Raw genomic sequence first — 15414 nt, 5'->3', positions numbered from 1 at the left:
TGTCTCGGTGCGCCGGGGCGCGGGTGTTCTCAGGCGGGCAGGTCGATCAGCCCCGCCAGCGCGGCGCGGTGCCGCCCCGGGGTGCCGAGCCCGATCTGGTCCGCCTTGGCGCGCTTGAGGTACAGGTGCACCGGGGCCTCCCAGGTCATCCCGATGCCGCCGTGCAGCTGCACCGCCTCCTCGGCCGCACGGACGGCCAGATCGGAGCAGTACGCCGCCGCCACGGCCACGGCGATGACGGCGTCCGGGTCCGCCGGACCCAGCTCGGCGAGCGTCACGGTCGCCGACCGCGCCGCCGCGCCGGCGGACTCCGCGTCCGCGTACAGCTCCGCCAGGCGGTGCTTGATGGCCTGGAAGCCCCCGACCACGCGCCCGAACTGCCTGCGCTGCTTCAGGTATTCGACCGTGGTGGCGACGCACCAGCGCGCCACGCCCGCCTGCTCCGCCGCGAGCAGCGCGGCGCCCGTGAGCAGTCCGGCACGGACGGCCGCGGCACCGTCGGACGTGAGGACCGTGCCGCGGGCACCGTCGAAGATCACGTCCGCCACCTGCCGCGTCATGTCGAGCGACGACACGGGCTCGACCCGCACGTCGGACGCCGCAACGGCCTGCAGGGCACCGTCGGAGCCGAGGACGAGCAGGACGTCAGCGCCGAGCACGCCGGCCACGGAGCGGACGGTGCCGGACAGGGCTCCGTCGACGGCGGTGACGGCGGGCGCGGCGCCGTGCGGATCGACCGCGAACGGTACGACCAGCGCGGCGACGCGCGTCCCCTCGGCGAGCAGCCCGGACAGTTCCGCTGCGCCCGCCTCGATCGCGACCGCCGCCGCGATCGCCGAGGTGAGGAAATCCCCCGCCGCGCAGGCGGAGCCGAGCTCCTCGGCGACCACGCCCGCGACGGCGACGCCCGCGCCGGCGCCGCCCAGCTCTTCGGGCACGAGCAGTCCGGTGACGCCCATCTCCGCGAGCTCGGCCTGCAGGCCGGGGGCCGGAGTGCCGTCGTAGGCGGCGATCAGGTCCGACGGTGCCACCCGCCGGTCGAGCAGGTCGCGGACGGCGGCGCGGAGGTCGTCCTCGATGTCGCTGCTGAGCAGCTGCGGCGTGAAGCTCACTTGGGCACGTCCTTCCACGGCAGGTCCTTGTCGACCCGATGCTCCGGCGGGAGGCCCAGCACGCGCTCCGCCACGATGTTCTTGAGGATCTCCGAGGTGCCGCCCTCGATGGAATTGCCCTTGGCGCGCAGGTAGCGGTACCCGGCGTCGCGGCCGTAGAAGTCCACCCGGTCGGGGCGCACCATCGTCCAGTCGCCGTACCGCAGGCCGTCCGCGCCGAGCAGCTCGAGTTCGAGGCCGGAGAGCTTCTGGTTGAGGCGGGCGAAGGAGAGCTTCATCGCCGCCCCCTCGGGGCCGGGCTGTCCCGAGGCCAGCTTCTGGCCGAGACGTAGCGCGGTGACCCGGGCGACCTCGCTGTCCACCCACAGGCGGAGCAGGTCGTCGTGCAGGTCCGGCGTGCGCAGCTCGGGCCGCTCCCGCCAGGTGGTCGCGACGACACCGATCATGCCGTCCTCGCGCCGCGCGGCGCGGCCGCCGATCGCGACCCGCTCGTTGTTGAGCGTGGCGTTCGCGACCTGCCACCCCTGCCCCACCGCACCCAGGCGATGCGCGTCGGGGATGCGGACGTTCTCGAGGAAGACCTCGTTGAACTCCGCCTCGCCCGTGATCTGCCGCAGCGGCCGCACGTCGATGCCCGGGTCGGACATGTCGCACAGGAAGTACGTGAGGCCCTTGTGCTTCGGCAGATCGGGGTCGGTGCGGGCGACGAGGATCGCCCACTGCGCGTTGTGCGCGCCCGAGGTCCAGACCTTCTGGCCGGTGACGATCCAGTCGTCGCCGTCGCGGACCGCGCGGGTCGCGAGGCCCGCCAGATCGGAGCCGGCGCCGGGCTCGCTGAAGAGCTGGCACCAGATCTCCTCGCCGGTCCACAGCGGCCGCAGGAACCGGTCGATCTGCGCCTGCGTGCCGAAGGAGAGGATCGTCGGCGCGGCCATCCCGAGGCCGATCCCGTTGACGCGACTGCGATTGTCGGGCGCGCCGGCGGCCGCGAAGCGGGCATCGACCGCCTGCTGCAGCGACCGCGACAGGCCCAGGCCGCCCCGCCCCTCGGGGTAGGCCACCCACGCGAGCCCCGCGTCGTACCGGGCGCGGAGGAACTCGAGCGGATCCGTCCCGGCGGGCGGATGCGCGGCGAGGAACTCGTCGACGCGCCCGGCGAGTTCCTCCGGGCCCGGCGCCGTCACTGGGCCGCCGCCCGCTTCTTCAGCTCGGCGCGCGCGAGCGAGTTCTTGTGCACCTCGTCCGGGCCGTCGGCGAACCGCAGCGTGCGGATGCCGGCGTAGTACTCGGCCAGCGGGAAGTCCTGCGACAGACCGCCTGCGCCGTGCGCCTGGATGGCCTTGTCCAGGATCCACTGCACCGTCTGCGGGGTGGCGATCTTGATCGCCTGGATCTCGGTGTGGGCGCCGCGGTTACCCACGGTGTCCATCAGCCACGCGGTCTTGAGCACGAGCAGGCGCAGCTGCTCGATCCGCACCCGCGACTCCGCGATCCAGTCGCGGATCACGCCCTGCTCCGACAGCGGCTTGCCGAACGCGGTGCGGCCCGAGACCCGGTCGCACATCAGCTCGACGGCCCGCTCCGCCACGCCGATCGAGCGCATGCAGTGGTGGATGCGGCCGGGCCCGAGCCGGGCCTGAGCGATCGCGAAGCCGTCGCCCTCCTCCGCGATGAGGTTGCTCGCCGGGACGCGGACGTCGGTGAACCGCATCTCCGCGTGGCCGCCGTGGCTGTGGTCGTCGTAGCCGAAGACCTCCATGCCGCGGAGCACCTCGAGGCCCGGGGTGTCCCGCGGTACGAGGATCTGCGACTGCTGACGGTGCCGCTCGGCGTCGGGCGCGGTCTTGCCCATGACGATGAAGATCTTGCAGTTCGGGTTCATCGCGCCCGTGATCCACCACTTGCGGCCGTTGATCACGTAGTCGTCGCCATCGCGGACGATCGACAGGCCGATGTTGGTGGCGTCGGAGCTGGCGACGTCGGGCTCGGTCATCGCGAAGGCCGAACGGATCTCGCCGTTCAGGAGCGGCGTGAGCCACTGTTCCTTCTGCGCGGCGCTACCGAACTCGTTGAGAACCTCCATGTTCCCCGTGTCCGGGGCGGCGCAGTTGAACACCGCGGGCGCGAGGTGCAGACTGCGGCCGGAGATCTCGGCGAGCGGCGCGTACTGCAGGTTGGTCAGGCCCGCGCCGCCCTCGCCGGGGAGGAAGAAGTTCCAGAAGCCGCGGCTGCGGGCCTCGGCGCGCAGCTCCGCCAGGACCGGGACGCTGTCCCAGGCCCAGCGGTCGTCCAGCTCGGCCAGCTGGCGGTGGAAGGTCTCCTCCGCCGGGTGGACGTGGCTGTCCATGAAGTCGGTGACCTGCCCGATCAGTTCGGTGGTCCTGGCGTCGTACGCGAAATCCATGTCAGTTCTCCTTCAGAGCGTCGAGGCCGGCGTCGAGCAGCGGATTCACTGCCTGACCGGCCTCGGCGAAGCCCTCGCCGACGGTCTGCCCGTTGACGTAGCGGTAGTGGATGCCCTCGACGATGCCTGCGAGCTTGAAGCAGGAGAGGGCGATGTAGAAGCCGAAATCGCCGAGGTCCCGGCTCGATCCGGCGGCGTAGCGGTCGATGATCTGCTGCTCGTCGAGGAAGCCGGGAGCCTCGCTCACGTCGCTGACGGTGCCGGCGGAGACCTTGGCCAGGCGGCCGTAGACGACCATGAGGGCCAGATCGGTGAGCGAATCGCCGATGGTCGCGAGCTCCCAGTCGACGACGGCGGCGGGCTCGTCCTGGGGCGAGACCAGCACGTTGTCGAGGCGGTAGTCGCCGTGCACGATGCCGGGCACCGCGTCCGCCGGTACCCGCGCCTCGAGCGCGGTGAACAGCTCGTCGACCTTGGGCAGGTCGCGGGTGTGCGCGGCGGCGAACTGCTTGCGCCAGCGCTGCACCTGCCGCCCCAGGAAGCCCTCGGGGCGACCGAAGTCGGCGAGGCCCACGCTCGCGGGATCGACGTGGTGCAGCTCGACGAGGGTGTCGACGAGCCGCTCGGAGATGGCCCGGGTGCGCTCGGCGCCGAGCGCCTCGAGCTCGGTCGCGCGGCGGTAGGGCACGCCGTCGATCTCGCTCATCACGTAGAACGGCGCGCCCAGCACCTCCGGGTCGTCGCAGTACGCGTACATCACCGGAACGGGCACGGCGGTGCCGCCGAGCGCGGACATCATCCGGTACTCGCGCCCCATGTCGTGCGCGGACGGCAGGAGCTTGCCCACCGGCGGACGGCGCAGGATCCAGGACGAGGCACCGTCGGAGATGCGGTACGTGAGGTTGGACTTGCCGCCCGCGATGAGCACGGCCTCGAGCTGCGAACCCGCGCCCTGCACGTGCTGCGGGAGCCACGAACCGAGGACGTCGAGGTCGAGGCCCGGGTGCTGCTCCGCCATCAGAAGACCACCACGGAGACGGTCTCGGCGACGCACGCGGGACGGTCGCCGCCCTCGCGCTCGATGGTCACGCGCGCGACGACCTGCTGGCCGCCGCCGCCCGGGGTGACCGAGACGAGCTCGACGCCGGCCCGGACGCGGGAGCCGACCGGCACCGGCGCGGGGAAGCGGACCTTGTTGCTGCCGTAGTTGACCCCCATCTTCGTGCCCTCGACCGTGTAGATCTGCCACACCAGCATCGGGATGAGCGAGAGGGTCAGATAGCCGTGGGCGATGGTCGAACCGAACGGCCCGGCCTTCGCCTTCTCCGGGTCCACGTGGATCCACTGGTGGTCGCCGGTCGCCTCGGCGAACAGGTCGATCCGCTTCTGGTCGATCTCGACCCAGTCGCTGTAGCCGAGGTGCTCCCCCACGGCCGCCTGCAGTTCCTCGAGTCCGTTGAGTACCCGCATGTTTCTCGCCTCCTCGTCCTGTCCGGCCCTAGTCCTTGGGTCCGCCGGCCACGTACAGGACCTGGCCCGAGACGAAGCCCGCGCCCTCGCTGGCGAAGAAGCTGGCTGCGTGGGCGATGTCCGCGGGCTCGCCGACGCGCTGCACCGGGATCTCCTTGGCGGAGAAGGCCTTGAAGTCCTCGAAGGGCACGCCGATGCGCTCCGCGGTGGCAGCGGTCATGTCGGTGGCGATGAAGCCGGGGGCGATCGCGTTCGCGGTCACACCGAACTTGCCGAGCTCGATGGCGAGGGTCTTGGTGAAGCCCTGCATACCGGCCTTCGCCGCCGAGTAGTTCGCCTGGCCGCGGTTGCCCAGCGCCGACGTCGACGACAGGTTGACGATGCGGCCCCAGCCCTCCTTGGTCTGGTACTTCTGCACCTCGCGCGACATGAGGAAGGCACCGCGCAGGTGCACGGCCATGACCTGGTCCCAGTCCGAGACCGACATCTTGAACAGCAGGTTGTCGCGGAGGATGCCGGCGTTGTTGATCAGGATCGTCGGGGCGCCGAGCTCGTCGGCGACGCGGCTGACCGCGGCCGTGACCTTCTCCTCGTCGGAGACGTCGACGCCCACGCCGATGGCGCGGCCGCCGGCGGCGGTGATCTGCTCGGCGACCGCCTGGCAGGCGGCCTCGTCGAGGTCGAGGACGGCGACGGCGTGCCCGTCGGAGGCGAGGCGGCGGGCCACCTCGGCGCCGATGCCGCGGGCGGCTCCGGTCACGATGGCGATGCGCTGGGTCATGGTGTTCTCCTTCAGGGGTGGATGGGTGTTGCGGCGAGCGCGGGAACGAGCGCGCGCAGCGCCGTACGGGTGGCGCCGGGGTCGGTGTGGTGGATCGCGCGGATGCCCAGGGCCGCGGCGCCGTCGACGTTCGGAGTCGCGTCGTCGATGAAGGCCGCGCGCTCGGGCGGTACGCCGAGCCGGTCGAGGGCGAGCCGGAAGATGGCGGGGTCGGGCTTGCGCAGCCCCACCTCCTCCGAGATGATCACCGGCGCGAACAGGGCCGCGAGACGCTCACGGGGATAGAGGTTCCCGCCGCCCCAGCTGTTCGAGACGATCGCCACCGGCACGCCCGCTGCCTGCAGGTCGGCGGCGAGCTCCCACATCGCCGGGTCCTCCTGGATCCGGGCGAACATGCGGCGCAGCACCCCGTCGGGGTTCACGGGCTCGCCCGTGCGGGTGCGCAGCGCCGCGGCGAACTCCGCGTCGAACTCCGCCTCGGGCAGCTCGCCGGTCTCGAGCCGGTGGATCGGGCTGCCGGCGTCGGCGTCCCGGCCGAGCCAGGCCTTGAGCGTGGCGGTGAAGCTCGCGGGTTCGATGCCCTCGTCGGCGATCCAGGCCTCGATGCTGTGTCGCATCGGCTCGGTGAGAACGCCGCCGTAGTCGAAGAGCACGGCGTCCACCTCGCGGCCCGCCGCGGTGTCGATCGCCGCGGTCACTGCGCCGCCTGGTAGACCACGCGGCCCACGGTGGTGCCGTCGCCGAGGCGCTGCAGGCCGTCGGGCACGGCGTCGAACGACAGCCGCTCGCTGACCAACGGATTCACCAGCCCCTGGTCGGCCAGCGCGGTGAGCTCCGCGTGGCACTGCTGCACCGCGGCCGGGTCGTAGGCGTTGTAGAGGCCCCAGTGCAGGCCGACGATCGAGTAGTTCTTGATCAGCGCGTGGTTGAGCGCTGCCTCCTGGATGGTGCCACCGGCGAAGCCGATGATGAGGATCCGGCCCTCGAAGGCGATGCACTTGGTGGAGCGCCGGTAGGTGTCGCCGCCGACGGGGTCGTAGATCACGTCGGCGCCGCGGCCGCCGGTCTCCGCCTTGACCACCTCGACGAAGTCCTCGGTGCGGCGGTCGACGACCACGTCGGCGCCGAGAGCGCGTGCGACTTCCGCCTTCTCGGGCCCGCCGACGACGCCGATGACCTTGGCGCCCGCGGCCTTGCCGAGCTGGATCGCGGCGCTGCCCACGCCGCCCGCGGCGGCGTGCACCAGGAGCGTCTCACCCGCCTGCAGGTGCGCGCGGCGGTGCAGCCCGAACCAGCCGGTCTGGTAGCCGATGAACAGCGACGAGGCCTGCGCGTCGTCGAGCGACGCCGGCGCGGGGAACGCCTGCGCCGCGTTCAGCACCGCGTACTCGGCGAAGCCGCCGTACGGCAGCGCGGAGCCGCCGAGGACGCGCTGCCCCACGGTGAAGCCCTCGACGCCCTCGCCGACGGCGACGACCTCGCCGCACAGCTCGACGCCGGGGGTGAACGGCAGATCGGGCTTGACCTGGTAGAGCCCGCGACACATGAGCACGTCGGGGAAGTTCGCCGCGGTGGCGAGCGTCCGGACGGTGAGCTGCCCGGGACCCGGGTCGGGCGTCGGGGCGTCGACCTCGCGGAGCACCGCGCGCGGCTCCCCCAGTTCCTGCACCTGCCAGGCCCTCATCGGTCGCTCTCCTTCGTCTCGAGCCGCTGCTGCAGCTTGTTCATGCCGTGCAACCACTTGTCGGTGGCCGTCGCACGGGTGGCGTAGTAGCCCGCCACCTCGGGGTGCGGGAGGATCAGGAACTCGTCGCCGGCGAGGGCGTCGACGGCGAGCGTCGCGACCTGCTCCGGCGTGAGCGCGGAATCGCGGCTGAGCAGCTCCTCCAATTCGCCCGAGCGCTCCAGCATCCCCGTCTTCACGCCCTGCGGGCAGATCGCCTGCACGACGACGCCGCGATGCCGGTACGTCGCGGAGAGCCACTCGGCGAAGGCGACGGCGGCGTGCTTGGTCACCGAGTAGGCGGGCGCGCCGAGCATGGTCAGCAGTCCCGCCGCCGACGCGGTGACCACGAACCGGCCGCCGCCGGCCGCGGCCCACTCGGGGACGAGCAGCCGGGCGGCGCGCACGTGCGCCATCACGTTGACGTCCAGCGACAGCGCCCATTCCGACTCCGGGGTGTCGAGGCCACGGCCCCTGTCGACGCCCGCGTTGGCGTACCAGGCGTCGATCGCGCCGATCTCACCGCGCGCGGTCGCGATGAGGGCGGCGACGCCCTCCTCCGAGGCGGCGTCGCCGGGCGCGGCGTACGCGGTGCCGCCGGCCGTGGCGATCGCGGCGACGGTGCGCTCGGCGCCGTCGGCGTCGAGATCGGCGACGACGACGCGCGCGCCGCGGGCGGCGAGCTCGCGGGCGAGGGCCGCGCCGATGCCGTTGCCGGCACCGGTGACGACGACGCCCTTGTCCTTCGGGTCGAAGGCGGCCACGGCCTACACCCCGCCCGTGAGCAGGACGCCACCGTCGACGGTGAGCGTCTGGCCGGTCATCCAGGCGGCGTCGTCGGAGAGCAGGAAGGCGACGACCGATCCGATGTCGTCGGGCACGCCGAGTCGCTTGAGCGGGTAGGCCGCGGAGACCTGCTCCTCGCGGCCCTCGTACAGGGCGGTGGCGAAGCGGGTCTTGACCACGGCCGGCGCGACGGCGTTGACGCGGATGTCCGGGCCGAGCTCGACGGCGAGCTCCTCCGTCAGGTGGATCACGGCGGCCTTGGAGACGCCGTAGAAGGCGATGCCGGGCGCGGGGCGCAGACCGGCGACGGAGCCGACGTTCACGATGGCGCCGCCGTGCTCCTTCTGCCAGGCGGCGTACACCTTCTTGGTCCACGACAGGGTGGAGAGCACGTTGACCTCGAAGATCTTGCGCGCGGCCGCAGTGTCGATCTCCATGAGCGGGCCGTATACCGGGTTGATGCCGGTGTTGTTGACGAAGTAGTCGGCGCTGCCGAAGGTCTCGATGGCGGTCGCGATCACCTGATCCTGATGCGCCTCGTCGTCGCCCGAGCCGGCCACGGCGACGGCGACGTCCGGACCGCCCAGCTCGGCGACCGCGGCGTCGAGCGCCTCCTGCTTGCGGGCCGTGATGACGACCTTCGCGCCGTCGGCCACCAGCCGCTGCGCGATGGCGAAGCCGATGCCGCGGCTCGCTCCCGTGACGATCGCGGTCTTCCCGGCGAATCGGGTCATGCTGCACACCTTCCATTCAAACTGACTAAGCGCTCGCTTATTTTGTAGCGTACGACACACGAAGCCCCTGTGACGACCCCTTGGACGCGCGAACACCTGTGATGCTTCTCACAGTACGGACGCCGCCGTCGCCCCACCCCGGAAACGCCGAGCGGCCCGTACGCCGAAGACGTACGGGCCGCTCCGAGGCGGGTCAGTCGCGGATCAGCTGAGCCGCTCGATGATCATCGCCATGCCCTGTCCGCCGCCGACGCACATGGTCTCGAGGCCGAACTGCTTGTCGTGCCACTGCAGCGAGTTGATCAGCGTGCTGGTGATGCGCGCGCCGGTCATGCCGAAGGGGTGCCCGACGGCGATCGCGCCGCCGTTGACGTTGACCTTGTCGGCATCGATGCCCAGGTCGCGGACCGACGGGATCACCTGCGCCGCGAAGGCCTCGTTGACCTCCATGAGGTCGATGTCGCCGATCGACATGCCCGCCCGCTGCAGCGCCTGCTTCGAGGCCTCGACGGGGCCGAGGCCCATGATCTCGGGCGAGAGGCCGGTGACGCCGGTGGAGACGATCCGCGCGAGCGGCGTCAGGCCGAGGGCCTTCGCCTTGGTGTCGGACATGATCACCACGGCGGCCGCGCCGTCGTTGAGCGGGCAGCAGTTGCCGGCGGTGACGGTGCCGTCGGGCCGGAAGACCGGCTTGAGGCCGGCGATGCCCTCGTAGGTGACGCCGGCGCGCGGACCGTCGTCCTTCGAGACGACGGTGCCGTCGGCGAGCGTGACCGGGGTGATGTCCTTCGCCCAGAAGCCCGAGGCGATGGCGGCCTCGGCGCGGTTCTGGCTGCGCACGCCCCACTCGTCCTGATCCTGGCGGCTCACGTTCTTGAACTGCGCGACGTTCTCCGCGGTCTGCCCCATGGCGATGTAGACGTCCGGCAGGACGCCGGCCTCGCGCGGGTCGACCCAGGTCTGGCCGCCGGCCGCGAAGGTCGCGGTGCGCGCCTCGGCGTCGGCGAAGATCGGGTTCTTCGTGTCCGGCAGGCCGTCCGCGTTGCCCTTGATGTAGCGGCTCACGGTCTCGACGCCGCCGGAGATGAAGACGTCGCCCTCCCCCGCCTTGATCGCGTGGAAGGCCATGCGGGTGGTCTGCAGGCTCGAGCTGCAGTAGCGGTTGACGGTGACGCCGGGGAGGTGGTCCAGGCCGGCCTCGACGGCGACGACGCGGGCGATGTTGAAGCCCGACTCGCCCGCGGGCTGGCCGCAGCCGAACATCAGATCGTCGATGTCGCGCGGGTCCAGACCCGGCACCTTGGCCAGCGCGGCCTGCACCATCTGGACGGAGAGGTCGTCCGGGCGGGCGTCCTTGAGCGAGCCCTTCGCTGCGCGCCCGATGGGCGACCGGGCGGTGGAGACGATGACTGCTTCGGGCATGGGATGACCTCCGAGTTGAACCTTTACTAACTAAGCGCTCGCTTAGCGGTGTACCATTTACTCTGCACCACTGAGAGCCGGTCGTCAATCGACCGATCACTGTGGTCCCGTTCACAGTAGAGACATCGCGCCGATGCTGCGCATCGCGGTCGCGCCGAAGGGGAAACGATGACCGAAGCCGAAGCGCCGTCCCGCGCGGACGCCACCCGCGCGCGCCTCCTGGCCGCGGCCGCGGAGGCCTTCGCCGAGCGCGGCTTCCACGGCACCACCACCCGGGACATCGCGTCGGCCGCCGGCATGAGCCCCGCGGCGGTCTACGTGCACTACAAGTCCAAGGAACAACTGCTGCACCAGCTCTCGCGCGTCGGGCACCAGCGGATCATCGACGCGATCGACGCGGTCGACGACGCCGCCGACACCCCCGCCGTGCGCCTGGCCGCCGCGATGCGGGCCTTCGCGACGCATCACGCGTCCTCGCACACCAGCGTCCGGGTCGTGAACTACGAGCTGGACGCACTCACCGACGAGCACCGGGCCGAGATCAGCGGCCTGCGCCGAGAGATCACCCGCCGGCTGCGCGCGATCGTCGACGCCGGGGTCGGGGACGGCTCCTTCGACACGCCCGACCCGCGGATGGCGACGATCGCCGTCCTGTCCAGCGGCATCGACATCGGCCGCTGGTACCACGACGGCGGCGAGATCACCCCCGACCGCATCGGCGACTTCTACGCCGACCTGGCCCTGCGCACCGTCGGGGCGAACACCACCGAAACCCCGAAGTAGAGAACCCGAGGAGAACACCATGCGTCGTACCGTCTACACCGCCGATCACGAGGCCTTCCGCGAAACCCTGCGCGCCTTCATCGAGGCGGAGGTCGTTCCGCACTACGACGAGTGGTACGCCAACGGCATCGTGCCCAAGGACTTCTACCCCAAGCTCGGCGAGCTGGGCGTCTTCGGCATCGAGGTGCCCGAGGAGTACGGCGGCGCCGGCATCGAGTCCTTCAAGTACCAGGCCGTGATCAGCGAGGAACTCGGCCGCGCCGGCGTCTCCTTCGGCGGCTCCAGCGTGCACATCGCCCTGTGCCTGCCGTACCTGACCGGCCTCGCCACCGACGAGCAGAAGCAGCGCTGGCTGCCCGGCATGGCCGCCGGCGAGCTGATGTTCGCCATCGCCATGACCGAGCCCGGCACCGGCTCCGATCTCGCGGGTATGAAGACCACCGCGAAACTCTCCGAGGACGGCACTCACTACGTGCTCAACGGCGCCAAGACCTTCATCACGGGCGGCGTCAACGCCGACCGCGTCATCGTCTGCGCCCGCACCGCGCCGTCGACCCCCGAGGACCGCCGCCACGGCATCTCCCTGTTCGTCGTCGACACCTCGCTCGAGGGCTACGCCGTGGGCCGCAAGCTCGACAAGATCGGGCTGCGCACCTCCGACACCGCCGAGCTCTCCTTCACCGACGTCAAGGTGCCCGCGACGGACCTGCTCGGCGAGGAGAACAAGGGCTTCTCCTACCTCGGCCAGAACCTGCCGCAGGAGCGCCTGTCGATCGCCGTCGGCGCGTACTCCCAGGCGTCGGCCGCCGTGCGGTTCGCGCAGGCGTACACGCAGGACCGCAACATCTTCGGCAAGTCCGTCGCCTCGTTCCAGAACACGAAGTTCGAGCTGGCCGCCTGCAAGGCGAAGGTCGACGCGATGGAGTCGAGCGTGGACCGCGGCCTCGAGCTGCACGACGCGGGTCAGCTCACGGCGGCGGATGCGGCCTCGCTCAAGCTGTTCTGCACCGAGGCGGCCTCCGACGTGATCGACCGCTGCCTGCAGCTGCACGGCGGGTACGGCTACATCAACGAGTACCCGATCGCGCGGCTCTACGCCGACAACCGCGTCAACCGCATCTACGGCGGCACGTCCGAGGTGATGAAGACCATCATCGCCAAGGACATGGGCCTGTAGCACTCACCGGCGCGGCGGTGCTGTACTGAGCGCATGGACCTGCTGATCGGCCTGATCGGCGTCGCGCTCCTGTGGGCGGCCGTCGCCCACGTCCGGCGTGCCGGGCCGGGATCGGAGTGGTTGCTCCGGCGGGCCCGGTACGCCCGGGCGTGGGTGATCGCGAGCCCGGTGGCCGCGGCGCTGTGGCTGGTGGTGACCGTCAACGCGGTGATGCTGCTCGGCCTGCCGGACCGGCTCGCCGATCAGGTCCTGCAGGTGCACAGCACCAACCTCGACCGGTTCGCCACGCACCCGCTGCAGGCGCTCATCACCTCGGCGCTGTGGATCGAGCCCGTCGACATCGTCTTCGCGACGCTCGTGACCGCGCTCGTCCTCGGACCGGCCGAGCGCTGGCTCGGGCACCTCGGGATGCCGGTGGTCTACTTCGCCGGGAGCGCGACCGCGTCGCTGATCTCGGTCCTGTCGGCGAATCGCCTGCTGGCGCATGGGATCATCACCGATGATCTCGATCTCCGCGGCATGATCGACGTCGGCGTGAGCTACGGCAGCCTGTGCGTGCTCGGGCTGCTCGTGTACCGCATCCCGTCCTGGCGGTGGCGGTTGGCCACGATGCTGGCGCTGCCCGTCCTGGTGCGGCTCACGCTGCCCTTCTTCGGGATGTACTCCACGCTCGGGCATCTGCGCGCGGTGCTCCTGGGCTATCTGCTGTGGCCGGTCACGCGGATACCCGCCGTACGGCACCGCGCCGTGGGGTGGACCTGGCGTTTCCACCCCGCCGAGCCGAACGGACCCGCCCCGCCGAGCGAGCCCGGCGGGGCGACCGTCACCAGACCTTGACGCGGTCCTTCGGGTCGAGCCACTCCTTGTCGCCGGGCTTGACGCCGAAGGTCGTGGCGAAGGCGCTCACGTTCTTCACCACCTGGTTCGCGCGGAACTCGTTCGGCGCGTGCGGATCCGTGGCGAGCGATTGGATCGCCGAGGCCTCCCGCGCCTTGTTCCGCCAGATGCGCCCCCAGCTCAGGAACAGCGGCGTCAGGTCCGGGTCCGCGCTCACCCCGGCGCTCGCACTCGGCGAGCCGCTCTCCGACGGTTCGCCGGCCGACGGGGCGCCGCTCGCCTGCGCGGCCCCCTCGGTCCCGGCATCGCGGTTCGCGACGGCGATCCGGTAGGCGGCGACGGCGATGGACAGCCCGCCGAGGTCGGCCAGGTTCTCCCCCACCGTGAGCCCGCCGTTCACGGTGTTCGTCGGGGGCAGCCCGGCCGGGACGAGCGCGTCGTACTGTGCGATGAGCGCCTTGGTGCGCTTGTCGAACTCGGCCCGGTCGGCCGGCTCCCACCAGTCCTTGAGGTTGCCGTCACCGTCGTACTTGGCGCCCTGATCGTCGAAGGCGTGGCCGATCTCGTGCCCGATCACGGCGCCGATGCCGCCGTAGTTGACCGCGGCCTGCGCGTCGGGAGAGAAGAAGGGCGACTGCAGGATCGCGGCCGGGAAGACGATCTCGTTCATGCCGGGGTTGTAGTAGGCGTTCACCGTCTGCGGCGTCATGAGCCACTCGCCCTTGTCCACCGGTTTGGCGAGTTTCGCCAGCTGGTAGGCGTTCTCGAACTCGCCCGAGGCGCGGACGTTGGCGACGATCGACTTCCCGTGGGTCTTGAGATCGCCGTAGTCGCGCCACTGCTCGGGATAGCCGATCTTGGTACGGATCTTCTCCAGCTTGGCCGCCGCGGCGCGCCGGGTGGCCGGGGTCATCCAGTCCAAGTCCTCGAAGCTGGCGCGGTAGGCGCTGCGGAGGTTGTTCACCAGCTGCTCGGCCTGCTGCTTGGCGTCCGATGGGAAGTGCTTCTTGACGTACAGCCTCCCGAGCGCCTCGCCGACCGCCCCCTCGACCACCGCCACGCCGCGCTTCCATCGCTCGCGCTGCTGCTCGACCCCGCTGAGCGTCTTCGAGTAGAACTCGAAGTTCGCCGTGGCGAAGGGCTCCGCGAGGTAGGCGGCGTAGGCACGCACGACCTGGATCCGGGCGTGATCCTTGAGAGTGTTCAGATCGGTGTCCTGCCACAGCTTCGCCGCGGAGGTGAGGAAGCTGGGCTGCGCGACGACGACGTTCTTCACGTCGTCGGCCTTCATTCCCACGGCCTTCTGCCACCGGTCCCAGTCGTAGCCGGGGGCGAGCTTCGCCAGCTCCGACCACGGGTACGGGTTGTAGGTCGCCGTCGCATCGCGCGAGCGGACGCGGTCCCAATGCCCCTTCGCCACCGATGTTTCGAAGGCGAGCACCCGGGCGGCGACGCCCGGCGCGTCCGACAGGCCCGCGAGCGAGGCCATCTTCTCCAGATACGAGCGGTACTTGTCGCGCACCTCGGCGTACTTCGCGTCGCGATAATAGGCCTCGTCGGGCAGGCCGATGCCGGACTGCACGAGGCTGAGCACGTACTTCGACGAGTCCTTCTGGTCGGTGTCGACGTAGAAGCCGACCAGCCCACCCACGCCCTGCTTCTCGTGCGCGCCGATCACGTCGAGCAGCGCCGCCTTGTCGGCGGCGTTCTCGATCGCCTCCAGGTCGGGCTTGATCGGATCCGCGCCCTCCCGGTCGATGCGGGCGGTGTCCATGAAGGAGTCGTAGACGTCGCGGATCTTCGCCTCGTCGCTGCGGGTGCGCGGATCCTTGATGCCCTCGATGATGGCCTTGAGCTGATCCAGCGCGCGATCGGACAGCTCGGTGAAGGTGTTGAACGAGGCCTTGTCCGCGGGGATCCGGTAGCCGTCGGCCCACGCGCCGTTGACGTGCCGGAAGAGGTCGTCCTGGACGCGCACGCCCGGCGCCGCGCCACTCAGGTCGGGCCCCGTCAGCGGCCGCGGCGGCCGCGCGGAGGAGGACGGCGACCCGCCGCCGGGCCCGGACACGCCGCAGGCCGCGAGAACCGCGGTCCCCGCGAGGACGCCGAAGCCGGCGAGGAACCGCCGGCGGTCGAGCCCGCCCGATGGTGCGCCGAACGGGTCGCGGTCCGGGCGGGGCGGGTG

15 protein-coding genes are annotated in these 15414 nt (G+C 71.2%); 3 read left to right on the top strand and 12 right to left on the bottom strand.

All coding sequences use genetic code 11. From position 1 onward, the window contains the following. Positions 1-29: 29 nt before the first annotated feature. The 11 genes from ACNAYW_RS02760 to ACNAYW_RS02710 form a co-directional block, all read right to left on the bottom strand. Entirely contained in the window at positions 30-1112 is a 1083-nt protein-coding gene (locus ACNAYW_RS02760) for an acyl-CoA dehydrogenase family protein (protein WP_415848234.1), read from the bottom strand. Next, positions 1109-2296 (bottom strand): acyl-CoA dehydrogenase family protein, encoded by a 1188-nt coding sequence (locus tag ACNAYW_RS02755; protein ID WP_415848233.1) that lies wholly within the window; start codon positions 2294-2296, stop codon positions 1109-1111. Before ACNAYW_RS02755 ends, ACNAYW_RS02760 begins: the two co-directional genes overlap by 4 nt. Beyond that, positions 2293-3516, bottom strand: a complete 1224-nt coding sequence (locus ACNAYW_RS02750; protein ID WP_415848232.1) for an acyl-CoA dehydrogenase family protein — start codon at positions 3514-3516, stop codon at positions 2293-2295. The genes ACNAYW_RS02755 and ACNAYW_RS02750 overlap by 4 nt, the downstream gene beginning before the upstream one ends. A gap of 1 nt (position 3517) precedes the next feature. Next, complete coding sequence (locus tag ACNAYW_RS02745) at positions 3518-4534, bottom strand: phosphotransferase family protein (RefSeq protein WP_415848231.1); 1017 nt, start codon at positions 4532-4534, stop codon at positions 3518-3520. Then, the gene (locus ACNAYW_RS02740; RefSeq protein ID WP_415848230.1) at positions 4534-4986 is read right to left on the bottom strand and encodes a MaoC family dehydratase; all 453 of its coding nucleotides are present in this window, start codon (positions 4984-4986) and stop codon (positions 4534-4536) included. The genes ACNAYW_RS02745 and ACNAYW_RS02740 overlap by 1 nt, the downstream gene beginning before the upstream one ends. A 28-nt stretch (positions 4987-5014) precedes the next feature. Further along, the gene (fabG, locus tag ACNAYW_RS02735; protein WP_415848229.1) at positions 5015-5767 is read right to left on the bottom strand and encodes a 3-oxoacyl-ACP reductase FabG; all 753 of its coding nucleotides are present in this window, start codon (positions 5765-5767) and stop codon (positions 5015-5017) included. An 11-nt stretch (positions 5768-5778) separates the two neighbouring features. Next, the gene (locus ACNAYW_RS02730; protein ID WP_415848228.1) at positions 5779-6465 is read right to left on the bottom strand and encodes an HAD family hydrolase; all 687 of its coding nucleotides are present in this window, start codon (positions 6463-6465) and stop codon (positions 5779-5781) included. Beyond that, complete coding sequence (locus ACNAYW_RS02725; protein WP_415848227.1) at positions 6462-7451, bottom strand: NADPH:quinone oxidoreductase family protein; 990 nt, start codon at positions 7449-7451, stop codon at positions 6462-6464. Before ACNAYW_RS02725 ends, ACNAYW_RS02730 begins: the two co-directional genes overlap by 4 nt. Continuing rightward, the gene (locus tag ACNAYW_RS02720) at positions 7448-8254 is read right to left on the bottom strand and encodes an SDR family NAD(P)-dependent oxidoreductase (RefSeq protein WP_415848226.1); all 807 of its coding nucleotides are present in this window, start codon (positions 8252-8254) and stop codon (positions 7448-7450) included. The genes ACNAYW_RS02725 and ACNAYW_RS02720 overlap by 4 nt, the downstream gene beginning before the upstream one ends. A gap of 3 nt (positions 8255-8257) precedes the next feature. Further along, complete coding sequence (locus tag ACNAYW_RS02715; protein WP_415848225.1) at positions 8258-9010, bottom strand: SDR family oxidoreductase; 753 nt, start codon at positions 9008-9010, stop codon at positions 8258-8260. Between the two features lie 204 nt (positions 9011-9214). After that, on the bottom strand, positions 9215-10432 hold the full coding sequence (locus tag ACNAYW_RS02710) for an acetyl-CoA C-acetyltransferase (protein WP_415848224.1): 1218 nt from the start codon (positions 10430-10432) through the stop codon (positions 9215-9217). Between the two features lie 168 nt (positions 10433-10600). On the opposite strand from ACNAYW_RS02710, the gene ACNAYW_RS02705 reads away from it, so the two are divergent. The 3 genes from ACNAYW_RS02705 to ACNAYW_RS02695 are packed head-to-tail and all read left to right on the top strand — an operon-like array spanning position 10601 to position 13229. Next, complete coding sequence (locus ACNAYW_RS02705; protein ID WP_415848223.1) at positions 10601-11215, top strand: TetR/AcrR family transcriptional regulator; 615 nt, start codon at positions 10601-10603, stop codon at positions 11213-11215. Positions 11216-11234: 19 nt separating this feature from the next. Then, positions 11235-12392: an acyl-CoA dehydrogenase family protein gene (locus ACNAYW_RS02700; RefSeq protein WP_415848222.1), complete on the top strand. Its 1158-nt coding sequence runs from the start codon at positions 11235-11237 to the stop codon at positions 12390-12392. Between the two features lie 33 nt (positions 12393-12425). Continuing rightward, entirely contained in the window at positions 12426-13229 is an 804-nt protein-coding gene (locus ACNAYW_RS02695; RefSeq protein ID WP_415848221.1) for a rhomboid-like protein, read from the top strand. Here the strand turns inward: ACNAYW_RS02695 and ACNAYW_RS02690 are convergent. After that, positions 13216-15297, bottom strand: a complete 2082-nt coding sequence (locus ACNAYW_RS02690) for a M13 family metallopeptidase (RefSeq protein ID WP_415848511.1) — start codon at positions 15295-15297, stop codon at positions 13216-13218. The two genes, ACNAYW_RS02695 and ACNAYW_RS02690, sit on opposite strands and share 14 nt — an antisense overlap. Between the last annotated feature and the right edge of the window lie 117 nt (positions 15298-15414).

The sequence above is a fragment of the Tsukamurella ocularis genome (genome assembly GCF_965138335.1).
In the GTDB taxonomy this organism is placed as follows: domain Bacteria; phylum Actinomycetota; class Actinomycetes; order Mycobacteriales; family Mycobacteriaceae; genus Tsukamurella; species Tsukamurella ocularis_A.
The sequence above is the reverse complement of the archived record's forward strand: the minus strand, read 5'-3'. Positions and strand labels throughout refer to the sequence as shown.